Annotated in this window: 18 protein-coding genes; 11 read left to right on the top strand and 7 right to left on the bottom strand. The window is 39.2% G+C overall.

The window, feature by feature from the left end:
• The first annotated feature begins 84 nt into the window (after nt 1-84).
• Nucleotides 85-972: a glycosyltransferase gene (locus RDV78_04170; protein MDS1029702.1), complete on the top strand. Its 888-nt coding sequence runs from the start codon at nt 85-87 to the stop codon at nt 970-972.
• A 75-nt stretch (nt 973-1,047) separates the two neighbouring features.
• On the opposite strand, the gene RDV78_04165 is transcribed toward RDV78_04170, so the two are convergent.
• Entirely contained in the window at nt 1,048-2,643 is a 1,596-nt protein-coding gene (locus RDV78_04165) for a PAS domain S-box protein (protein ID MDS1029701.1), read from the bottom strand.
• A 172-nt stretch (nt 2,644-2,815) separates the two neighbouring features.
• Here RDV78_04165 and spoIID point away from each other — a divergent pair, with 172 nt between their 5' ends.
• The 4 genes from spoIID to RDV78_04145 all read left to right on the top strand — a co-directional run bounded on the left by spoIID (nt 2,816) and on the right by RDV78_04145 (nt 6,171).
• Nucleotides 2,816-3,799 carry a stage II sporulation protein D gene (gene spoIID, locus RDV78_04160; protein MDS1029700.1) on the top strand — a complete coding sequence of 328 codons (984 nt, stop codon included), beginning with the start codon at nt 2,816-2,818 and terminating at the stop codon, nt 3,797-3,799.
• Between the two features lie 60 nt (nt 3,800-3,859).
• On the top strand, nt 3,860-4,603 hold the full coding sequence (locus tag RDV78_04155) for a M23 family metallopeptidase (GenBank protein MDS1029699.1): 744 nt from the start codon (nt 3,860-3,862) through the stop codon (nt 4,601-4,603).
• Nucleotides 4,604-4,761: 158 nt separating this feature from the next.
• Nucleotides 4,762-5,019 (top strand): sporulation transcriptional regulator SpoIIID, encoded by a 258-nt coding sequence (gene spoIIID / locus RDV78_04150; protein MDS1029698.1) that lies wholly within the window; start codon nt 4,762-4,764, stop codon nt 5,017-5,019.
• A 123-nt stretch (nt 5,020-5,142) separates the two neighbouring features.
• Nucleotides 5,143-6,171 carry a rod shape-determining protein gene (locus RDV78_04145; GenBank protein MDS1029697.1) on the top strand — a complete coding sequence of 343 codons (1,029 nt, stop codon included), beginning with the start codon at nt 5,143-5,145 and terminating at the stop codon, nt 6,169-6,171.
• A 49-nt stretch (nt 6,172-6,220) separates the two neighbouring features.
• On the opposite strand, the gene RDV78_04140 is transcribed toward RDV78_04145, so the two are convergent.
• On the bottom strand, nt 6,221-6,382 hold the full coding sequence (locus RDV78_04140; GenBank protein MDS1029696.1) for a hypothetical protein: 162 nt from the start codon (nt 6,380-6,382) through the stop codon (nt 6,221-6,223).
• A 280-nt stretch (nt 6,383-6,662) separates the two neighbouring features.
• On the opposite strand from RDV78_04140, the gene RDV78_04135 reads away from it, so the two are divergent.
• The 5 genes from RDV78_04135 to RDV78_04115 all read left to right on the top strand — a co-directional run bounded on the left by RDV78_04135 (nt 6,663) and on the right by RDV78_04115 (nt 15,573).
• Complete coding sequence (locus RDV78_04135; protein MDS1029695.1) at nt 6,663-7,292, top strand: copper amine oxidase N-terminal domain-containing protein; 630 nt, start codon at nt 6,663-6,665, stop codon at nt 7,290-7,292.
• 118 nt (nt 7,293-7,410) lie between these two features.
• Nucleotides 7,411-8,403: an LCP family protein gene (locus RDV78_04130; protein MDS1029694.1), complete on the top strand. Its 993-nt coding sequence runs from the start codon at nt 7,411-7,413 to the stop codon at nt 8,401-8,403.
• A 134-nt stretch (nt 8,404-8,537) separates the two neighbouring features.
• A complete protein-coding gene (locus tag RDV78_04125) occupies nt 8,538-9,287 on the top strand; it encodes a WecB/TagA/CpsF family glycosyltransferase (GenBank protein MDS1029693.1) in 750 nt (249 codons plus the stop codon).
• Between the two features lie 412 nt (nt 9,288-9,699).
• Nucleotides 9,700-12,561: an S-layer homology domain-containing protein gene (locus RDV78_04120; GenBank protein ID MDS1029692.1), complete on the top strand. Its 2,862-nt coding sequence runs from the start codon at nt 9,700-9,702 to the stop codon at nt 12,559-12,561.
• 117 nt (nt 12,562-12,678) lie between these two features.
• Nucleotides 12,679-15,573: an Ig-like domain-containing protein gene (locus RDV78_04115; protein ID MDS1029691.1), complete on the top strand. Its 2,895-nt coding sequence runs from the start codon at nt 12,679-12,681 to the stop codon at nt 15,571-15,573.
• Between the two features lie 80 nt (nt 15,574-15,653).
• On the opposite strand, the gene RDV78_04110 is transcribed toward RDV78_04115, so the two are convergent.
• From RDV78_04110 to RDV78_04090, 5 genes are all read right to left on the bottom strand, one after another.
• Nucleotides 15,654-16,085, bottom strand: a complete 432-nt coding sequence (locus RDV78_04110; protein MDS1029690.1) for an ASCH domain-containing protein — start codon at nt 16,083-16,085, stop codon at nt 15,654-15,656.
• Nucleotides 16,086-16,415: 330 nt separating this feature from the next.
• Nucleotides 16,416-16,847 carry an ASCH domain-containing protein gene (locus tag RDV78_04105; GenBank protein MDS1029689.1) on the bottom strand — a complete coding sequence of 144 codons (432 nt, stop codon included), beginning with the start codon at nt 16,845-16,847 and terminating at the stop codon, nt 16,416-16,418.
• 138 nt (nt 16,848-16,985) lie between these two features.
• Entirely contained in the window at nt 16,986-17,234 is a 249-nt protein-coding gene (locus tag RDV78_04100; GenBank protein MDS1029688.1) for a transposase, read from the bottom strand.
• A gap of 15 nt (nt 17,235-17,249) precedes the next feature.
• The gene (locus RDV78_04095) at nt 17,250-17,441 is read right to left on the bottom strand and encodes a hypothetical protein (GenBank protein ID MDS1029687.1); all 192 of its coding nucleotides are present in this window, start codon (nt 17,439-17,441) and stop codon (nt 17,250-17,252) included.
• Between the two features lie 251 nt (nt 17,442-17,692).
• The gene (locus RDV78_04090) at nt 17,693-19,558 is read right to left on the bottom strand and encodes an Ig-like domain-containing protein (protein MDS1029686.1); all 1,866 of its coding nucleotides are present in this window, start codon (nt 19,556-19,558) and stop codon (nt 17,693-17,695) included.
• 612 nt (nt 19,559-20,170) lie between these two features.
• Here RDV78_04090 and RDV78_04085 point away from each other — a divergent pair.
• Nucleotides 20,171-21,034 carry a tyrosine-type recombinase/integrase gene (locus RDV78_04085; GenBank protein MDS1029685.1) on the top strand — a complete coding sequence of 288 codons (864 nt, stop codon included), beginning with the start codon at nt 20,171-20,173 and terminating at the stop codon, nt 21,032-21,034.
• Nucleotide 21,035: the final 1 nt, after the last annotated feature.

Here is a 21,035-nt window from a genome sequence, read left to right as displayed (position 1 = left end):
TCTAAAAAGCAGGCTTAGCCTGCTTTTTATATAAAGTATTGCTTTAAAAAAAGATTTTATTTTTAAAAAGAAGGTGATGGTTTAATGCCAAACAAAAATCCCTTGGCCTCCATTATCTTGCCTTGTAAAAACGAAGGAAGTAATATAAAAAACACTTTGGATTCAATTTTAAGTACAACTACAACAGTTAAATATGAAATTATTGTAGTAGATGATGCCTCCCAAGATGGGTGTGTGGAAAAAATTAAAGACAGCCTTAATTACAGAACAGTACAATTTTTTACCACAGAAGGGCTAGGATCAGCTAAAGCACGTAATTTTGGAGCTCAGCAGGCAAGAGGAAAGTACTTAGTTTTTTGCGATGCCCATATTTTTGTAGAAGCATTTTGGCTGGATAAGCTTCTTGTTTCATTTAAAACTCCCGGCGTTGATGCAGTTTCTCCTGCCATAGCCGCCCATGATAACCCGGTAGCCATTGGCTATGGTCAAATTTTAAACGAAAAAGTTGAGGCTAAATGGATTACAACTAATCCAAGGAAAATTACTCATGTACCCCTTTTGCCGGGGGGCTGTGTAGCCTATCCCAAAGATGTTTTTGAGCAAGTAGGGGGATTTAATGAAGGCTTTCAGGTTTGGGGATATGAAGATATCGAAATTTCCTATCGGACCTGGATTATGGGTTTTACCTGCGCTGTTAACCCCAACGTAAAGGTTATCCATATTTTCCGCAAAAGCCACCCTTATAAAGTCACTATGGATGACTATTATTTCAATTTATTGCATATGGCATTTGTCCATTTTAAACCAGAAAGAATCAGTAAGGTCGTAGAGCAAATTAAAAAATATGGCCATTTTAGCAAAATCCTGGTAGATGTAATGTTTAGCGATGCCTGGCGGCAGCGCAGTAAATACAAGCAAATTCGCAAACATGATGATGATTGGTTTATGGAAACGTTTAAAGTAAACTTATAAAGTAGAATTAAATAGGCAATTAGGAGTAGATAAACCATCAACCTAATTGCCTGTTGCTTTTTATAGTATTTCTAATTAAATTTTAAAATGGACAAAAAAAGTAGTAAAATCTGTATTAGTATCAACTTTAATCGTTGCATTATGCCGAGAGGCAATGCTGAAGCAAACTGCCAAACCTAAACCGGTTCCCTTCTCTTTGGTAGTGAAAAAAGGAGTCCCAAGTTTTTCTAAAATGTCAGCAGGAATCTTAGGGCCGTGGTTTTGGACAGCCAAGATTACTTCTCCATTTTGGGCATAAGTTTTTATCAACAGAGAATTGCCGGGTTCCATAGCTTCCAAACCGTTAGTTACTAAGTTGAGAATAAGCTGCCGAATCTCTTTTTCGTCTAAGGAGAAGTCAGGGAGATTGCCTAAATCCAGAGCTACATTCATATCTTTTTCCAAAGCGTTGGCTTGAATTAAAGGTTTTAAAGCTTCTAAAACAGTATTTAAGTTACTGACCTTTTTTTCCACAACTTTGTTCTTAGCTAAAGAAAGGAACTCAGTAATAATACTATTTGCCCTGTCTAGCTCTTCAATCATTAAATCGTAATAATTTGTTAATTGTTGACATTCATTTTTCCTGCCCAGCATCTGTAAAAAGCCCCGCACCGTAGTTAAAGGGTTGCGAACCTCATGGCCAATACATGCAGCCATTTCTCCAATTAAATAGAGCCGGTCCAGCCGAGCCATTTCTTTTTCCATTTTTTTGTGTTCTGTAATATCGTTGACTACTAATAAAAAGCACTTTTGGCCATTTAAAGTAATTTGCTCAGCAGAGGCAAGTACAGTTAGAACTTCACCATTTTTAGTGCAAATATTATATTCAAAATTCTGGTAAGTGCCTTTTTTGTGTAACATTTGTAAACTTTGAGTCAGAAATTCCCTATCTAATAGGCCAACTTCCGCCGGATTGCGGGCAAGAAGCTCATAAAAACGATAGCCGGTTACACGTTCAAAAGTTTCATTGACACTTAAAAAGCTTCCATCCTCGTAAGTGAGAATGCACATTAAGTTTGGACTGCATTGATAAGCCTTAGAAAACCTTTCTTCCGATTGGCGAAGCCTTTTTTCGATATTCTTCCTGTTGGTAATATCATAACAGGAACAAATATAGCCTCCAAAGTTGTTTTCCAAGTCGTAATAAGGCCTGCCATGGCTGTTAATCCAGCGGTATTTTCCATCTGAGCGGCGCAGCCGGAATTCCAAATCAAAAGGTTTTCTGTTATGCATAGCTTCCCACATAATTTGAGCAACAGCGTCCCTTTCCTTGGGATGAACCCCTTGCATCCACTGACTATTAATTTGCTGCTCCAGAGTCTTACCCGTAAAAGCTAACCAGTCACGATTAAAATAGTGAGTTTTATGATCGGGGCCAGAAATCCAAACCAGCCCTGGAAAGTAGTTAAAAAGGGTTGAGTAATAGTCACCTAATTTAATGGCCCTTTTTTCCGCCTGCTTGCGCTGGGCTATTTCCAGCTCCCAATGCTTTTCAGATTTCTCTAAAGACGCAATTTTTTCCGTTAGTACCATTTTCTCGTCTGCTAAAAGATTATATTTTTCCTTCAGCTCCCGCAATTCTTCCTGCAATTCGTTTAACAGTTCCTCTTGTGACTTAAGTTCATTTTCCATAGCAAACATCCTTTTCCTTGACTGGTTGGTAGATATTAAATTAGTAACCATTTCCTCTTCCTTTATTCGCTAAATTATGGAAATTTCCTTTTTTATTTTATCAGTTCAATTAAACATAAATAAGTTTCCGGCAGAATAATTATGAAGTAAGTATAATAAAAGGATTGATTATGTGAAAAAATTAATTTTCGTACTGATCTTAAGTATGCTGTTAGCTTTGGTTGTTCTTCCGGCAGTAGTAGTCTGGCATGGTAAGCAGGAAAAAATAAAGGTGGAAACTATCCGGGGACCCAATATTCAGATGTTTAATGTAACTACCAAGAAAGTGCAAACTTTGCCTTTAGAAAAGTATTTAGTAGGAGTTTTGGCAGCAGAAATGCCTGCTTCCTTTGAACCGGAGGCTTTAAAGGCCCAAGCCGTTGCAGCTCGGACTTATGCAGTCAAAAAAGTTGAATTAAGTAAACAAAGTATAAATGAGAAACATCCTACGGCCCAGGTGTGCACTGACCCAACTCACTGTCAAGCATGGTTATCGGAAAAAGAGATGAAGAAAAAGTGGGGAGTTGTTAAGTACACCTTATACTCCCAAAAGATTGCCCAGGCAGTACGCCTGACCCAAGGTATTGTAGCTGTTTACCAAGGAAGATTAATTGATCCTGTTTATCACTCCACAGGTGTAGGACAGACGGAAAATTCCGGGGATATTTGGCAGGTAGATGTACCTTACTTAAAGAGCGTCTCCTCTCCAGGCGATAAAAATTCTCCCAAATACAAAACCAGCCTTACCTTAACATTGCACCAAATAGATAAAGCCTTAGGCTCAAATCTCCAAGCTGTGCCCGCAGCAACCATTAATCAAGGCCGGTCCAAAGGACTAAAAGTGATAGCTAGAACTGGTACAGGCAGAATTAAAACTATCTCTGTAGGGGGAAAGATTTTCAAAGGGGAAGAATTCAGACGTTTATTAGGTTTAAATTCAGCCAAATTTACCTGGCAGGCCCGGGGGGACCAAATTACCTTTCATGTTACAGGCTACGGACATGGAGTCGGCATGAGCCAATACGGGGCCAATGGCTTAGCAAAACAAGGCAAAAACTATAAGCAGATCCTGCAGCATTACTACAAAGGCATAGAGCTGAGGAAGATAAGCGAATAAACAATAGGTATATATCGCCCAAGATATGGAAAATAATTATACTAAGAGGTGATATATCCTATGTTTAAATTGCAAAAGTTTAAGGAAAAGAAAATAACCAATTTAAAATTTCCCCAATTAAATTCCCTAAAGCAGCAACCGCCCTTTTTTATACTGGCAGCGGGAATATTTATTTTTGGCTTGCTCATTGGTTTGGCTTTTGATTTCCAGACTAAAAATACAACCCAGGTAGTTTTAAAGGGAAGTGCCGGGGAAAGGGTAAAAGAAAATGTTGCAGAAAGTATGACTGGAGGTACTAAGGAAGCACAAGAAAGCTCCAAAGAAGGCTCCCCAGAGAGCACTAGTCAAAGTATAGCAGAAAAAACCCAAGAAACTCCGGAAAATACCCGGCCAAAAGAAGCTGCCTTTGACCCTGCTGCCATGCGCTGTCCTTTAAATGGAGAAATTCTTCAATCCTACGGAGTAAGCTATTCTAAATCCTACGGAGATTACCGTTTGCATTCGGGTTTAGATATTAAAGGAGCTCCGGGGGCAGAAGTTGTGGCCGCCTATGCAGGAACTGTACAAAAAGTACAGCAGCTTTCCGGGGGAGGGCAAGAGATTACATTGCTCCACGACCAAAATTGGAAAACTGTTTACAGCTCCCTGAATACGAACCTAACGGAAGGAACCAGTGTCCCAAAAGGAGCAATCGTAGGCTACTTAAATGGAAATAATCCCAAAGAGGAAAATTTGCAGCCTCATTTGCATTTTGAACTATCCAACAATGGACAGCCTGTTGATCCCAATAAGTATTTACGTTAAAGTAAGATTAAATCTTAACCAAAAGTAACTAGTGAAGCAATTAGCTGTTAACAAAAGCGGCTAGTTGCTTTTTGTTTTAGAACCTATTTTGCAACGTTCTACTTTTGGCTACCCCTTCATATTATTTAAAAAGAAACAGAAAAAGGGGAGGCCCAAGCATGCAAGACTATATCCGTCAGAGGGTGCTTGAAATCAGTCATTATATCATTGAATCTAATTCCACAGTCCGTCAGGCTGCCAACGTTTTTGGCGTTAGCAAAAGTACAGTTCATAAGGATATGACGGAGCGGCTGCCGGAAATAAATGAAAAAATTTATCTGCAAGTACGCAATGTCTTAGATCAAAATAAAGCTGAGCGGCATCTACGAGGCGGAGAAGCTACCAGAAAAAAATTCAAAGATGTTGAAGTTTCTTGATAAATTTAAAAGGAATTTGGTATATTTTGACGAATTGAACAAAGATATATTTTTTTAACAAATTTAGGACGGGCCTAAATGAATATATTAAAGGATTTCAAACGTTGGGAAGGAGCATGCTGCATGTTTGGTTTAGGGATGGACATCGGGATAGACTTAGGCACTGCGAGTGTATTAGTTTATCTGAAGGGTAAAGGAATTGTCCTTAATGAGCCATCTGTTGTAGCAATTGATAAAGGGACGGGACAGCTGATCGCAGTAGGGGAGGAAGCACGCAATATGCTTGGCCGGACTCCGGGAAATATTGTAGCTATTCGCCCTTTACGGGAAGGCGTCATTGCCGATTACGATACAACGGAAAAAATGCTGCGTTATTTCATCGAAAAAGCTTGCGGCAGAAAATATATTTTTAAACCCAGAGTAATGGTTTGTATACCATCTGGAGTGACAGGAGTGGAAGAAAGGGCTGTACGGGAAGCTGCCTTACAGGCAGGAGCAAAAAAGGCATATTTAATAGAAGAACCTTTAGCGGCTGCTTTAGGTGCAGGATTAGATATTTCCGAACCTACAGGCAGCATTATTGTGGATATTGGAGGAGGTACTACGGATATAGCTGTACTTTCCCTGGGAGGCGTAGTTTGTTCCAGATCGCTGCGGGTAGGCGGCGATAAATTCGATGAAGCTATTGTGCGCTATATTCGCCGGGAGTACAACCTAATGATTGGGGAAAGAACTGCTGAGGAACTGAAAAAAACCATTGGCACTGCCTGCCCTTCAGAAAGAGCTGAAGATGCTGAAATGGCCATTCGAGGCAGGGATTTAATTAGTGGGCTGCCCAAAACAGTTACCGTCAAAGCCAAAGAAACAAATTTAGCTATAGCTGAGCCGGTAGAAGCAGTTGTAGCGGCAGTCAAAGAAGTATTAGAAATAACACCGCCGGAACTGTCGGCAGATATTATCAATCGAGGCATTGTCATGACCGGGGGAGGTTCCTTATTAAACGGGCTGGACGTATTGCTCCAGTCGGAAACAAGCTTACCTGTCAATGTAGCCGAAGATGCTGTTTCTTGTGTGGCCCTGGGTACAGGTAAAGCATTATCTATGATTAATGTTTTGCAGGAAACAGGGGCTTTTTCCAAAAAAGTAGTTTAAAGTTTAAAAGCAGGGTTAGTCCTCAAAAGACATCCCTGCTTTCGTCTAATTATCCTATTTTTACGGGCTCACTTTCCCTGCCAAATTCCAACTGCTCTTCTAAATCCATTATTTTCACCAACAGCTTAGCTTTCTCGCTGCCGCTGGCTTTAATCCATTTATATAGTAAATAATTTCTTTCTTGTTCCAAAATTGAAAGAGTTTTAGTCATGCTGCTGCTCCTTTCCTGGATATTTTCGATTAACTATAGTATTGACTTTATAATTAGTAGTATACGCCATTGTCAGTAATAAATAATAATTACAAATTAGTATACCTGCAGGTTGGTTAGTTGGGCAACATGATCGTAGTAACTTAACAAAAAAGTAAAATAAAACCTGGAATTCTACTAATTTGCCACCCTTTCTTGAACAGGAAATTTGCCTTTAGTGTCGAATGCAATATTAAATAAGCCTAAATATGCGAATTTCCTGAAAGGGGTTAAATTAAAAATGAATGCCAAGCAGTTTATCATAACTGCCCTGGGAGTAGTCCTCATTGGCTATACAGCAGGTACAGCCCTAGCTGATCAACCGGCCCCGGGCAGCAGTAATGATCCTTTAGTTACCAAGAGCTATGTGGATAAATATATTAATGATAATATCGGAAGTTTAGAAAAAGAAGTGCAGTCCCTCAAAGCCAAAGTTGCTCAATTAGAAGGGCAGCTGGGTACAGGTTCCGGCTCAAATCCAGGTACACCTGTTAACAGCGGCCAAACTGCTGTTTTAAAAATTGGCAGTAAGACTGCCACCATTGGCTCCAAAACAGTACAGCTAGATACCGCACCTTTCATTGTGCAAAATACCACTATGCTGCCTTTTGCCTTTGTTGGTCAAGTATTAGGAGCAAATGTGGGTTGGGTAAAAGAAACAAAAACTGTTACCTTCCAAACATCCTCCACTAAAATAGAATTGAAAATTGGTTCTAAAACAGCTACAGTCAACGGCCGGACAGTGCAAACGGATGTGGCCCCCAGCATTGTCAATAACAGGACTCTGGTCCCCTTGCGCTTTGTTTCTGCAAACTTAGGAGCAACTGTAGAGTGGAACAGCGCTGCTAAAACTATCAAAATAACACCCTAAAAAAACAACACCTAAAAATATGCAGTGTTGCCAAAAATACTACTTGCCAGGCTAAAAAAGATGAAGTATAACTATATGAAGATGGCTAAAAACCCGTTTTTAAAAGGAGTTGCCGTTAATGGGAAATCGAACTAATCAAGATTATTGGTATACAGATGGTGTTCCAAAAAGACGTAAAAAAAAGAAAAAGAAGCGAGCAGCGTTTTCTGTTTTCCTCCTTTTCTTTTTAGCTTTTGGGGCCTGCGCTTTTGCCGGCTATAAAGCCTCGGAACTAGGACTGACAGATTGGCTGAAAAGCCAAGAGCCCAGCGCCGTAGCCGATGAAAACCCGGAGATGAAAGGTAAACTAAATGTTCTCTTACTAGGCGTAGACCAAAGGGAAAAGGAAAATGCCCGAGCCGATACAATTATGGTGGCTTTTCTGGATTTAGAAAAATCCCAAGTCAGCATTATTTCCGTACCTCGAGATACCTATGCTGATATTCCGGGCTACCGCAGCCAAAAAATTAATCACTCCCACGCTTTGGGAGGCCCGGAACTAACAGCAGAAGCAGTCAGCGACCTTTTAGGTGTGCAAATCGACAAGTATGTAGAAGTAAATTTTGAAAACTTTGAAAAAATTATTGATACTATGGGCGGAGTAACAATTGACGTAGAGAAAAGAATGGTGCGCAGAGCAGACGGCATCGACTTGCAGCCGGGCGTGCAAAAGCTGAACGGCAAGGATGCCTTAGCCTATGTCCGCTACCGCAGCGATGGCGACGATACTACCCGGATTAAACGTCAGCAGAAATTCATGAAAGAAGTAGCATCAGAAGCTATGAGCCTCAATACCGTTTTCAGGCTGCCTAAACTAGTTGGTGAAATAAATGACAGTGTTAAAACAAATTTAACTACTAAAGAAATGCTCTCTTTAGGTAATTCTTTACGAAAATGTGATGCTTCAACTATCCAAACATCAATGCTTCCCGGCACACCTAAATATATAGGAGGCATTAGCTACTGGCTGCCCGATGAAGAAGAAGTTGCAGACTTAGTTGACCTTTACTCCGGTAATGCCACAGCGACAGCAGAAGATACAGACACATCTTTATCAGATAATATTCAGTAAAGAAAAAGAACACAGCAAGGCATACTTCCTTAAAGTTAAGCTGAGAAGTATGCCTTTTTTCTTAGCATTTAAAAATTTATTGGATTTTTTTAAAAAAGTTTGCAAGAAAATCTAAGTGAGGTGCGTATTACATAATGAGAGTTGAAATTCTTGGAACCAAAATAGATAAAGTAACCATGGATGAAGCTTTGGAAAAAATAAGCTCCTTCATTGCTGAGGGCACTCCCCGCCAAGTAGTAACTCTCAATGCGGAGATTATATACCGGGCCCAAAGTGAAGAAAAACTTAAATTTTTAATCAACAATGCAGATTTAGTTACTCCCGATGGAGCTGGAGTAGTTTGGGCAGCCAGGAAACTTGGCACACCTCTTCCTGAAAGAGTAACCGGGATAGATTTACTGCAGGAAATTGTGGAAAAAGCTAGTATATATAACTGGAAACTTTATTTTTTTGGAGCTGCGCCAACCGTTGCTGAAACTGCAGCTAAGAAATTGCAGCAAAAATACCAAAATTTAAACAAAAACTTAAAAATAGTTGGAACATCCCACGGCTTTATTTCGTCTAATGAAATGCCAGCTCTTTTGGCAGAAATTAATGAAGTAAAACCCGACGTTCTCTTTGTAGCCCTTGGTGCCCCCAGACAAGAATACTGGATACAAAAGTACATGGCCCAATTAAAAGTACCCGTTTGCATAGGGGTAGGAGGCAGCCTGGACGTCATCGCCGGGAAAGTCAAAAGAGCACCAAAGATTTTCCAAAAACTTAAGCTGGAATGGCTCTACCGCCTCATCAAAGAACCCTGGCGCTATAAAAGAATGTTAGCATTGCCGAAATTTATGTTAAAAATTTTGCAAGAAACCAAACGCAAACAGCGTACTACATAGTAGAACATTAAAAAATTCTGGGGCATACCTCCAAATGCATACTTCCTTCATCAGATGTATGTCCCCGTACCTTTGATAACTAAAAATCCTAAGCCTCCATCTAGCTACAGCGTTAGCCGAGTACCGTTAATCAGAAATATTCCTTGAACAAAACTTGGCCGATTAAGACGTAGGATGTTCTGGGGACATTCCTCCCATACTTGATGCTTTCATCAGAGGTGTGTCCCCATACCTTATTACATGATGACCGTACTCGGCTGCAGCTGATAGCTGGCAGCATAAAAAAGCCTTAGGTTAATTGCATATAAATTATTTGAAAGGAGTGATTAACCGACCAGTCAGCTTTATTTAGGAAACTCGACAGCATAGTTGAAACACGAGGAGAAACCAAAATTAAGGGGGATTTTCAGTAATGAAGCTAAGAAAAATGAAAAAAGCGCTATACTTAGTTGTAGCAATAGCTTTTCTCTTTAGCATGGTTGTACCGACTGGCGCATTCGCTGCTACTACAACCGCTCAAGAAGAAGCCGGCCAAAGACTGCTTAACCTAAAAGTAATTGAAGGTTATACAGATGGCACACTAGGTTTAGACAAACAAATTACACGTGCAGAAATTTGCGTTATTTTAGCTAAAGCTTCCGGCTTAGGCGACGCAGCAGATTCTTTAAAAAATGTTCCTAGCAAATTTAGCGATGTTAAAACCGGCCAATGGTACACAGGTTGGATTAACCTGGCAGCTGAACAAGGTTGGGTAAAAGGTGATCCTACAGGTACATTCCGTCCTAGCGATCCTGTACAACACAGAGAAATCGTTACTATGTTAGTTAAAATCTTAGGCTACAATGATAACCTTTCCGGTGAATGGCCTGCAAACTATCTTGCAAAAGCAAGACAATTAGGCATCACCACTGGTATCAACGTAGATTCTAAAGCTTTCTCCGTTCGTGGCGATGTATTCACCATGACCAGCAGAGCATTAGATGAAGACGTTGTTTACTTCGATAACGAGAAAAATGACTTCTTTGAAAAAGGTGTTACCCTTTTAGAAGACAAACAAGATTTAACTAAAATTGACGATGCAATCGTAACAGACACTGGCCGCTTAAACAGCGACTTGAAAAAAGATGAAGTAACACTTAAGTATGATGACAGCGATGATGATTCTGTTACCGATACCTACACATTACTCGATGGCGACGCTTTAACCTACTATGGCCAAAAAGTAGACGTTTGGGTTAATGACGATGATGAAATCGTTTCCATTACCAGAGAAACCAAAAGCTCCGATATTTACTTCGATACCTTAGTAGCAGGCGATTCAGATGAAGATACTGCATACCTATATGTTGCAGACGATGATTACAAAGTAGCTGACGATGCTCAAGTAGCTGTAATCAACGAAGATATGAAAACTGAAGACTGGGCAGACGCTTTTGAAGATTTAGATAATGCCTATGGTATGTTCGTTAAGAATGACGACGGAAAAATTGAACACGTTGCTCTTTTTGATTTCTCAATCAAAAATGGAGTTGTAGATTCAGCTTCAGCTGATAAGATTGCTTACACAATTAATGATGGTACAGACAAAAAGATTGTAACCGGCGACTACGATAAAGTTTATGTTTACAATGCAAAATTAGAGCCAATGGCTATTACAGAAATTAAAGCAGATGATGTTATTAATGCTGTAGAAAACGATGACGATGAATTATTCATCATCGATTGCAGCGACAAAGTAGAAGGAAACCTTGCTAAAGCAAGTTCTTCCAGCATCAAAGTTGGAGATGCTTCCATCGATAAAGGTGACGCTGCAACTGTTTCCTCCAACGACGACGAAGATATCGTATACTATGCAGATGCTCTTGAAGACGAAGTTAACGATTTATTAGACAGCGATGTTGTAGCAATTAAAGACTTAAAAGGCGAACTGCGTCATTTACGCGGCGCTGCAGAAGCTACCAGCGGCACCTTATATGGTGTTATGAGAGACGCTGATAGAGATTCTGTAACTATTTACAACAAAGATGACAAAGAAGTAACTTACACAGTAGAAGAACGCGATGATGCAACACCTTATAACAACTTCTACGATGATACTGATAACTACGATATGGGTATTCCGGTTAGCTACAAACTAACTAAAGACGGCGAAATTAAAGAAGATACCTTGAAAGTTTTAGTTCAAAAAGCCGCAGACTTAGCTGAATTAGGTTTGGCTGACTTAGATAATGCTAATTTACTCTACGACGAAGATGCTAATATTCTTGCAGCTAATGGCAATGAAATTAACTTCGACGAAGATGGATTTATTGAGTTAAATGGCGACAGCTACTATGTAGACGAAGAAACACCAATGATGAACTACGATAGCACTGATCCGGACTTTGACCCAGAAATCGTTAAATGGGCTGATATTTCTGACAGCACAAGTGATGTAGCTAAATTGATCGTAGTCGGTGACGAAAGTGACGATGCTGACTTTGTAGTATTCTACAACAATTACGATGACGTTAGCGGCGAAGATTACTACTATGGTGTTATACTTGACGATGCCTTCTACAACAGCGACGAAGATTATGGTTACGAAATGGACGTTGTTGAAAACGATGACGTTAAAGACGGTGACATCGTAGCAAAATCAGGCATTACACATGAAAAAGACTTAAAAGAAGGTACTGCTGTTAAATTTACCTTAAGCGGCAACAAGATCTCTGGCTTTGATGAAATTGTAACTAATAGTTCTACAAATGCTACTTACACTGTAGATAACATTGATGGCAAAACTGCAGATCTAAAGAAATCCGGAAGCACAACAAAAGCTGCTTACAGATTTGACAGCGATTCAGTTGTCTATGCCTTAGATGCAGACGGCGATATCGATAAAGTTAAATCTTACGACGATATCAACGATGGCGATCAAATCGTTATCATCACTGACGAAGATAATTCCAAATTAATCAGAGTTGCATTAATCCTTGATGAGGATAATGTTGTTGGTAATGATCCAACAGATCCGACAGACCCACAAGGCGACATCACTGCTACATTTAGTGCCGCAGCTGTAGGTAAAGCTATTACTGTTACTTCTGATATTACAGATGCTGCAAAATATGTAGTATATGCTAATGGAACTCAGGTTAGTGCAGTTAAAGATTTAGGTGTAAAAACCTCTATGGATCCTGTAAAAGTAACAACTGGCACTGTAGTTACTGTTAAAGTTTTGAAAGCTGACGGTACAACAGTAGTTGGTACAAAAAACTTTACAGTACAATAAGTAAATATAATTAAAAATGAAGGATGTAATGGATTAAACCATTGCATCCTTCAAAAAAACCTCTTTACTACCAATATATGACTAAATATGAATGAAGCATTACAAGGAGGAGAATCAATGAAGAGTAAGAAATTATTGTTAGCTGGCATGACCACTGCATTCGTTCTTAGCTCAAGTGTTGCCGCATTCGCAGCTCTCCCTAACGGCTCAATTGTCCTGGGCAATAAAGCCTATGACGGGGATGCCTTGGTTAACGTGGCTTTATTTAACGAAATTAGCCAAGCTTATAAAGATGCCGATTATACATTCAATTACAAAGGCTATACGGGCCAGTGGGTTAATGATTTAAATGAGGCTATCAACGCTAGCTCCATACCAGCAGTTACGCTGAAAAAAGGCGATGGTACAACTGAAAGTTATGCTGCTGGCGATGGCGATGTAGTTACAGACCCAACCCAAGAAGAATTAAAAGTTGAATCGGTAAGTGCTATTAACGCTGCTGAAATTCAAGTAGTGTTCGGTACAAAAGTCAACAAGACTTCAGCAGAAACTGCACTCAACTACACTGCAACACTTCCAGGCGCTTTGGCTCTTGGAACTCCAAAACTTCAAGATGATGGTAAAACAGTTATTATTCCAATCACAGGTGGTACCCTTGCAGTTGGTAGTTCTTACAAAGTAAACGTGAAAAATGTACTTGACACCAACTACAACAAAATTGCTGAATTCACAGATACTCTGAAACTGTTCAGCGATATTACTGGTCCTTCTGTAGTAAAAGCTGAACTGACTTCTGCAAATAAAGTCCGTGTTTGGTTCAATGAACCAGTAGCAGCAACTTTCACTGTTAAGATCGACGGACAATCAGTTGTAGGTGCATTGACAGCTTCCACAACAGCTGGAAAATACTACGTTGATACTCCTGTTGTATCCGGCGCTCTGTTGGCTCCTGGTACCCATACAGTAACACTGTACAATGTAGCTGACATAGTATCTGGTACACCTAACACTCAATCAGTGTTGACTACTACCTATACTGCAACTGCTGATACTACTGCACCAAGTGTTACTTCTATTGAGGCAGACACTGCAAATACATTCTATGTAACTTTTAGTGAGCCAATTGCGAGTGTAGCTGACGCTAACTTGGTAATTAAGAAAGGCAACTTCACTTTCCCAGCTGCGCGCGTAGCTGAAACCCAAGACCTTGTAGCAGATCCTACAGGTGCAACATGGTTGATTACCTTGACTGCTGCTGATACTGACAACCCTCTCTTTGCAACTGGCGAAAACAGCGTAAATCTTTCTGTTAAAGTAACTGGTTATAAAGATGCAAGCAACTTGTTGGGTGCTGACTATAATGGAAGTGTAACTCTCTCTAAAGATCTTACTGGTCCAACTATTGAGTCTCCAGTCCTCAATACAGTTAATGCAGGTGCTAAAACTATCACTCTTCAATTCAACGAGGATATTGATGCAGCTGTAACTGCGGGTCTGATTACAGTTAAGAAAGATGGAATTACAATTCCAGTTGCAGAAGCAGTTCGTTCTGGAACAGACAAAGTTGTGATTACACTTGATCCAGATCATACTGTAACTCCAGGAACTTACACTGTAGAGTTAGCAGCAGGAGCAGTTAAGGATTTGTCTCTGAATAACAATGCAGCTATTACTACCACTGCTGAATACACTGGAGCTGCAACAGCACTCGTAATTGCGGCTGATAATGATGGTATTGTTGGAAACCAAAGCATTGGTATCAACTCTGCAGAACCAAACGTATTGACTATCAACTTTGGTGAAGATATGGAAGATAGCGCGGCTGTTCTCGCTAACTACAAGCTTGATGGCAATGCTTTCCCAGCAGGAACTACAATTGGTTTCTATGGTAACAAGCAAACTGTGAAGATTACTCTTCCAGCAGCTTACTTCCCAGCGAACACCACTGGATTAGTAAAAATTGATCCAACTGTGAAATCTAAAGCTGGTAAAATTGTTGCAGCTTCTGTAAACCCAACTGTAGCTGTAGAAGCAATGATTACCAATTTCACTGATAATGTGAAACCTACATTGGATGACGCAAAACTGTTTGTTTCTAGCAGCACCGCTACTACAACAGACAAAATCAAATTGTATTTCTCCGAAGATCTGAACACCGTTCTTGGAGCAGTAGATCTTAACAAAGACTTTAAAGTAACTGTTAACGGTGTTGAGCAAACAGTAACTGTGGTAGATACTGTACCTGGTGATGATGTACTGATGCTTCAAACTGGAGCAGTGTTCAACGTTAGCCAACCAGTTGTTGTAACTGTTTCTGGTGTTGACACGATTAACACTTCCGTAGACGTGAAAGACATTGCCGGTAACAAGCTTACAACTGGTACTACTCTGAACGTGACTGCGAAAGAAGTAGATAGCATCACAGCTGGAGATTCCGCTTCAGTAGCTGCCGATAAAGCGGCTCTGAATCTGACATACTCTGGTACAGGCAACCTGGTTCTCCCAGCAACAGGAGCTAACGGTTCCACAATCACTTGGAACTCTAATACTCCAGCAATCATTAACAACGCTGGTGTAGTAACTCGTAGCACTGCAGATAACACTGATGATGTTGTAGTTATGACTGCAACTATCACAAAAGGTTCTGTAACTGATACAAAAACATTCAACATCACAGTTCCTGAAGGTCTGGTACCGACTGTAGCTTCCGCTGCATCTAACTCGACAACTACAGTTGAACTGACTTTGGATGAAGCATTGGCTGGCACTACTGCGGATCCTGCTGCATTTACTGTAGTAAAAGATCCTGCAGGTACGCCTTCTAACCTTACAGTATCCAGTGTCGCTGTATCTGGAACTACGGTAACTATCACTTTGGATGCTGGAACTCCAATTGCAAATGGTGATGTTATTGAAGTAACTTATGCTGCAACTGGTACAACTGATTTGCAAGATGCAAAAGGCAACGTAGTTGCTAACTTTGCAGGCCAATCTGTAACTAATAATAACTAAGCATTAAGTTGGATGAGTGACACTCACTATCCGATAATGGTTTTAATCTTTTTTGCATTTCTATTTATATTCCCAAATATTTAATTTTCCTTTAGCCGGTATAGCTTCAATTTCCTTAATATTTTCAAGTATCCACGCGTTTCTTCCCAGGCTATAGTATCCAGCTGAAACTCTAAACCACTAATTTTTTGGTATTTGCTCTGCAAATCGTCCCCGACAATTGCGTAATCCGCAAATTTTTGTCTAATAGGAAGACAGTCGCTTAAATATGTTTTAGTAATAATAAATCCTGTGGGAATCTTATTATACTCTCCATACTTACAGGATAAAACCTCTAAAACAGCACTTTGATCTTCCCTTGTTAGCTTAGTACGCAAATAGTCAAAAGGAACAAGAGTTTTACCAGCGTGGATATATAAATCTCCTTGATATTTTGTACTCCAATTCCGAGTTTCTATATGCTTTAATCCTAAAGCAATTAGACTTGCCCAGGCTGTTGCAAGGTTAAACACTTCATTTTCAGTCCCCTTGGTTTCCGTGGTTTCCTTTGAAGAAGTTTTTTAGCCAGCAGGAGCAGGTGGATATGGAACTAATAGAAAAAGACCCTGGAACTCAGGATTGCTCCTTTGTCCACAGAGTCTTTTTGTTTGTTACTTATAAACCAGAGGAACCGTCCCCTTGGTTTCACTCTGTTGATTCTATTTTAGAAAACGTTTCTATAACCGAGAGGACCGTCCCTTTGGTTAGATCCGCGATTATAACATTTTCTTATCTAACGATTGAGCCAGGCTATCTTCAATGGTTTTAATCTTTTTTGGATTTCTATTTATATTCCCAAATATTTAATTTTCCTTTAGCCGGTATAGCTTCAATTTCCTTAATATTTTCAAGTATCCACGCGTTTCTTCCCAGGCTATAGTCTCCAGCTGAAACTCTAAACCACTAATTTTTTGGTATTTGCTCTGCAAATCGTCCCCGACAATTGCGTAATCCGCAAATTTTTGTCTAATAGGAAGACAGTCGCTTAAATATGTTTTAGCAATAATAAATCCTGTGGGAATCTTATTATACTCTCCATACTTACAGGATAAAACCTCTAAAACAGCACTTTGATCTTCCCTTGTTAGCTTAGTACGCAAATAGTCAAAAGGAACAAGAGTTTTACCAGCGTGGATATATAAATCTCCTTGATATTTTGTACTCCAATTCCGAGTTTCTATATGCTTTAATCCTAAAGCAATTAGACTTGCCCAGGCTGTTGCAAGGTTAAACACTTCATTTTCAGTCCCCTTGGTTTCCGTGGTTTCCTTTGAAGAAGTTTTTTAGCCAGCAGGAGCAGGTGGATATGGAACTAATAGAAAAAGACCCTGGAACTCAGGATTGCTCCTTTGTCCACAGAGTCTTTTTGTTTGTTACTTATAAACCAGAGGAACCGTCCCCTTGGTTTCATTCCCCTTGGTTTCATTGGTTTCAAAAAGCTGCTGCTGTTCTGGAATTGTTCGCTCACTTGATGATCCGAATCTCCGTTGTTGGCTGAGACGAAATTGCTCTTCAAACCAGTTCAACTTGGCGGTTAGTTCAGCATTTTGCTGTTCCAGTTGTTCACAACGCTTTTGCAAATCATTAATTGTATTTGTGGTGGCAATAGGTATATTTTTCATGTATTTTTAATTCGACTAATTTCCGCAATTATCTTTTAGAGTATAGGTAGTATCTACGGATTTAAACTTCCGGAGCCAATACCGTAATTGAGGAAGTTTTATATCGTGCTCTGCACACCATGCTGACGTACTCTGCCCACTGGCTCTAAAAGCAGTTACCCGTGCTTCCCATTCTTTTCTTAGCTCTAGTTTTTCTGCTTTTGTCATAAAGAATAGTCCTCCCTATTTGGTGTTTTGGGAAGATCATCGCATTACCGAGAGAAATTAACTAGGTAGGTAGTATTTGACGCTTACCTTCTTACTGTTACTTACCGACTAAATAGGGGAAAACGATAAAGACCCTGGGACTTAGGATTGCTCCTTTGTCCACAGAGTCTTTTAGTTTTTACTTCAAACCAGGAGAACCGTCCCCTTGGTTTCCCCTAGCCTCGTTGAGAGTCTTGCCTTTAAAGTATGTCTTACTTCTGAACTGTTACAGTTACAGGAGATAAAACGTTACCATTCGCATCATCTATATCTGTACCAGCTACGAACCTAATTGTAATAGTTTGAGCATATTCTTCAGGAGTTAGATCGTCTGTTAAAGTAATTGTGAATTCCTTGTCAGTAGCGGAAGGTACATTTACTTGAGCTACTGCAAATGGTGCACCCTCACCCTCAGCGGTTGTCCCTACAAATACATCAACATCAGTACCATCGAAGTTAGCCACTGTTACAGGCTCACTGAAAGTGACTGTAATGGTGTTAAGATCAGTTAATTCTGCTGTAGCAGTAGGTCTTACGTTTTCAGTAAATAGAACGTTAGTATTTACAGTATCCATGACATTACCAGCAACATCTTTAACGTTCTTGATTGTAAACTGGTAATTAGAGTTAATTGCAACTTCGCCCTCTTTTAAAGTTAAGCGAACAGTATCTTTATTCGCATCAGTAAATACTGCCTTTGTGAATACCTGCTTTCCTTCAACCAGGTAATTTGCAACGTTTAGAGCTGTAGCTTGATCTACTTCTTCAGAGAATTCCACTTCTACAGTGTTGTTGTCAGCAACTTGTACATCAATACCGTCCCAACCGTCAGTAGGATCATCATCAGCTAAATTAGCCTGAACACCGTCGCTTACTTTAGGCTTTACAGTATCATCATTGGTGTTCGAAGATAATGTGAAGGTAATCTCCTTTTCCACACTGCCATTCAGAAGTAAATCTGTAGCAAAACCAGTGTTAATAGTTACCTCATAGGTGCCCAGTTCAGCACCAGTCAAAGGTATTCTTATCATTTTAGTAAAGCCATCTTCATCAGGGTCATAAAGTGCAGAGGTTGCATCATCAAAGGCTACAGCGGCCTCAACACCATCTTCATCTACAAAAGTACCAGTAATATCAACATCGCCAGCAGATAATGCAACGTCTTCATTAAAGGTCACTACTATGTTGTTTACACCATCAATCTTTTTAATTTCAAAGCTAGAAACAGTAGGACCATCATTATCAGGTACAAAATTTAATACCTTTGATGTAGCTGTACCAGCATTACCAGCTAAATCGTTATAGCCAGCAATAGTCACATTTAACAAACCAGTGAAGCCTGCGGAATTAACAGTTACTACCTTACCAGTAGCATCGATGGTAGCATTTCCATCAATAGTATCAATATCAACTGGACCACCACCAATGTCATATGTGCCGATAACACCACCTACGGGAACATTAATTTTTTCGGAAAATGTAAGTTTCATTACTCCTTCTCTGACTACTTCGGCAGTAACACTAGGAGCAGTGGTGTCAACATCTTTGTTCTCAACAGTGAATGTTACAGGGTTTGGAGTAATTAAGTTACCTGCATAGTCTGCAGCACCGGTAAGTTTAATTGTATAAGTTTCCCCTGCAGGAATAGCAGTGGTATCAAATACAAACGACTTGCCATCAGCAGCTAAATCAGTTAAGTCATTAGCGTCTGCATCAACAGGGTCGCCATTTTCATCAGTAACAGTTAATAAAGCTTCAAGAGCATCATCACTAGCAATGTTCATTGCCTCTGAGAAGGTAAATCTAGCTTGATCATTTGCCTCATAAACAGGGCCAGTTAAGGTAGGTCTGGTGTTGTCAGTTGCATCAAGAATGTAGGTGTACTCAGCCATTGCGTTGTCGTCGGCATCTTCAACAGCACTAGTTATAACAATGTTGTATTTCCCATTAAAAAATTCAGCACCACTGGCTGTAATCGTAACAGTCTTGTTATCATTACTGATTGTTGCTAGTGCATTATCAGCATTTACAGCGGGCGCTCCGTTCATAGGCGTAAAAGATACTACGCCATCCTCCAAAGTATCATCACTTGTATTCTGTGTAGACCCACCATTGTTAATTAGTGTAGCTTTGTCAATGGCCTTATTAAATTTAATTTGGATCTCCTTTGCGTTAATAGCACTTATACAAAAATTATACGCAGTAAATTATGTAATTCAAAAGGCTAATAGCAGCAGGGGTTAGAGAATTGTGGATAAATGAATATTTGTTATCCCTATATTATTAAATATGTGGATAAATAATGCTTTTATAAAAGAAAATTAAATGATATTTATGATAAATTATAGGCTTACAAGCTTATTCATTATAATTTACTTTGTTTTTCTATTTTCTTGTTACTTTCAGGCTAAAATAAGTCAAATTAGTTAGAATGTTACTTCCAGTTACACCTAATGGGTGTAACTTTTTTTAACCATCGAAGTTGTTCAAAGAAATGTATAAAATATAAAATAATTCACAAATTATTAATGTAAAAAATTCCTTATAAATTCATTGTTACTTATTAATTAATAAGTCTATTTTGACTTGTTTTTATAAAAAATGGTCATAAAATAATTTAATAGGTGCAAAATATGGCAGAAATGTATTTAATTATTATTAGTTAGATACTTCAAGGGAGTTGCACAGTTTTGTTATTCACCGAAAGTATAGAAAGTTTTATAAACTACCTCATAACTAAGGATAAAAGTAAGGCGACTATCAGAGCATATAGTTTGGATTTACAATCTTTTAATTTCTTTTTAGAAAAAAAATATAATTGCCCACTGTATTTAGATGAAATTAAAAGTAGCGATATTGAGGACTATCTATTTTATTTAAAGAGTACTAGAAATTTGAAAACCGCAAGCAGAAATAGAAATTTATATATTTTAAGGTCTTTCTGGAATTATGCGTATAAAAAGAAACTCTGCAACTGGAATATTACTTTAGAAATCGAACCTCTCAAAATGCAGCAGCAGGAAAGAACTTTTTTAACTGAACAAGAGTTCGAGGAATTATTACAAGAAATTGAGCAGCCTTTAGTTAAATTAGTGGTATTTACTCTTTTCTATACGGGCATGCGCATTAGTGAATGTCTGAACTTACAAATTGAGGATGTGGATTTAGTAGATAAAGTGATTCACGTTAAAAACGGTAAAGGAAAGAAAGAACGTTTTATACCCATTAATGACAACTTACACACAAAGTTAAAAAGTTATATAGAGAGTGAACGTCCTAGGGTAGCTACTGCAACTTTTTTTGTAACAGCCAAAACGGGAGGGTTAAGTGACGTTTATGTAAATAGTATTTTAAGGGAAGCCACGAAAAAACTGGGGTGGAAAAAGAAGGTTTCGGCCCATATTTTAAGGCACAGCTTTGCTTCTAATTTAATAAAGAAAGGTGTTAATTTGGTCCATGTGCAAAAGCTTTTAGGACATTCTAATCTAAAAGTAACTTCAATTTATACCCACGCCAGTTTAGAAGATTTAAGCGCTTCCATAAATATGCTTTAAT

This window comes from Bacillota bacterium LX-D, from assembly GCA_031628995.1.
Classification (GTDB): domain Bacteria; phylum Bacillota; class DUOV01; order DUOV01; family Zhaonellaceae; genus JAVLUO01.
The sequence above is the reverse complement of the archived record's forward strand: the minus strand, read 5'-3'. Positions and strand labels throughout refer to the sequence as shown.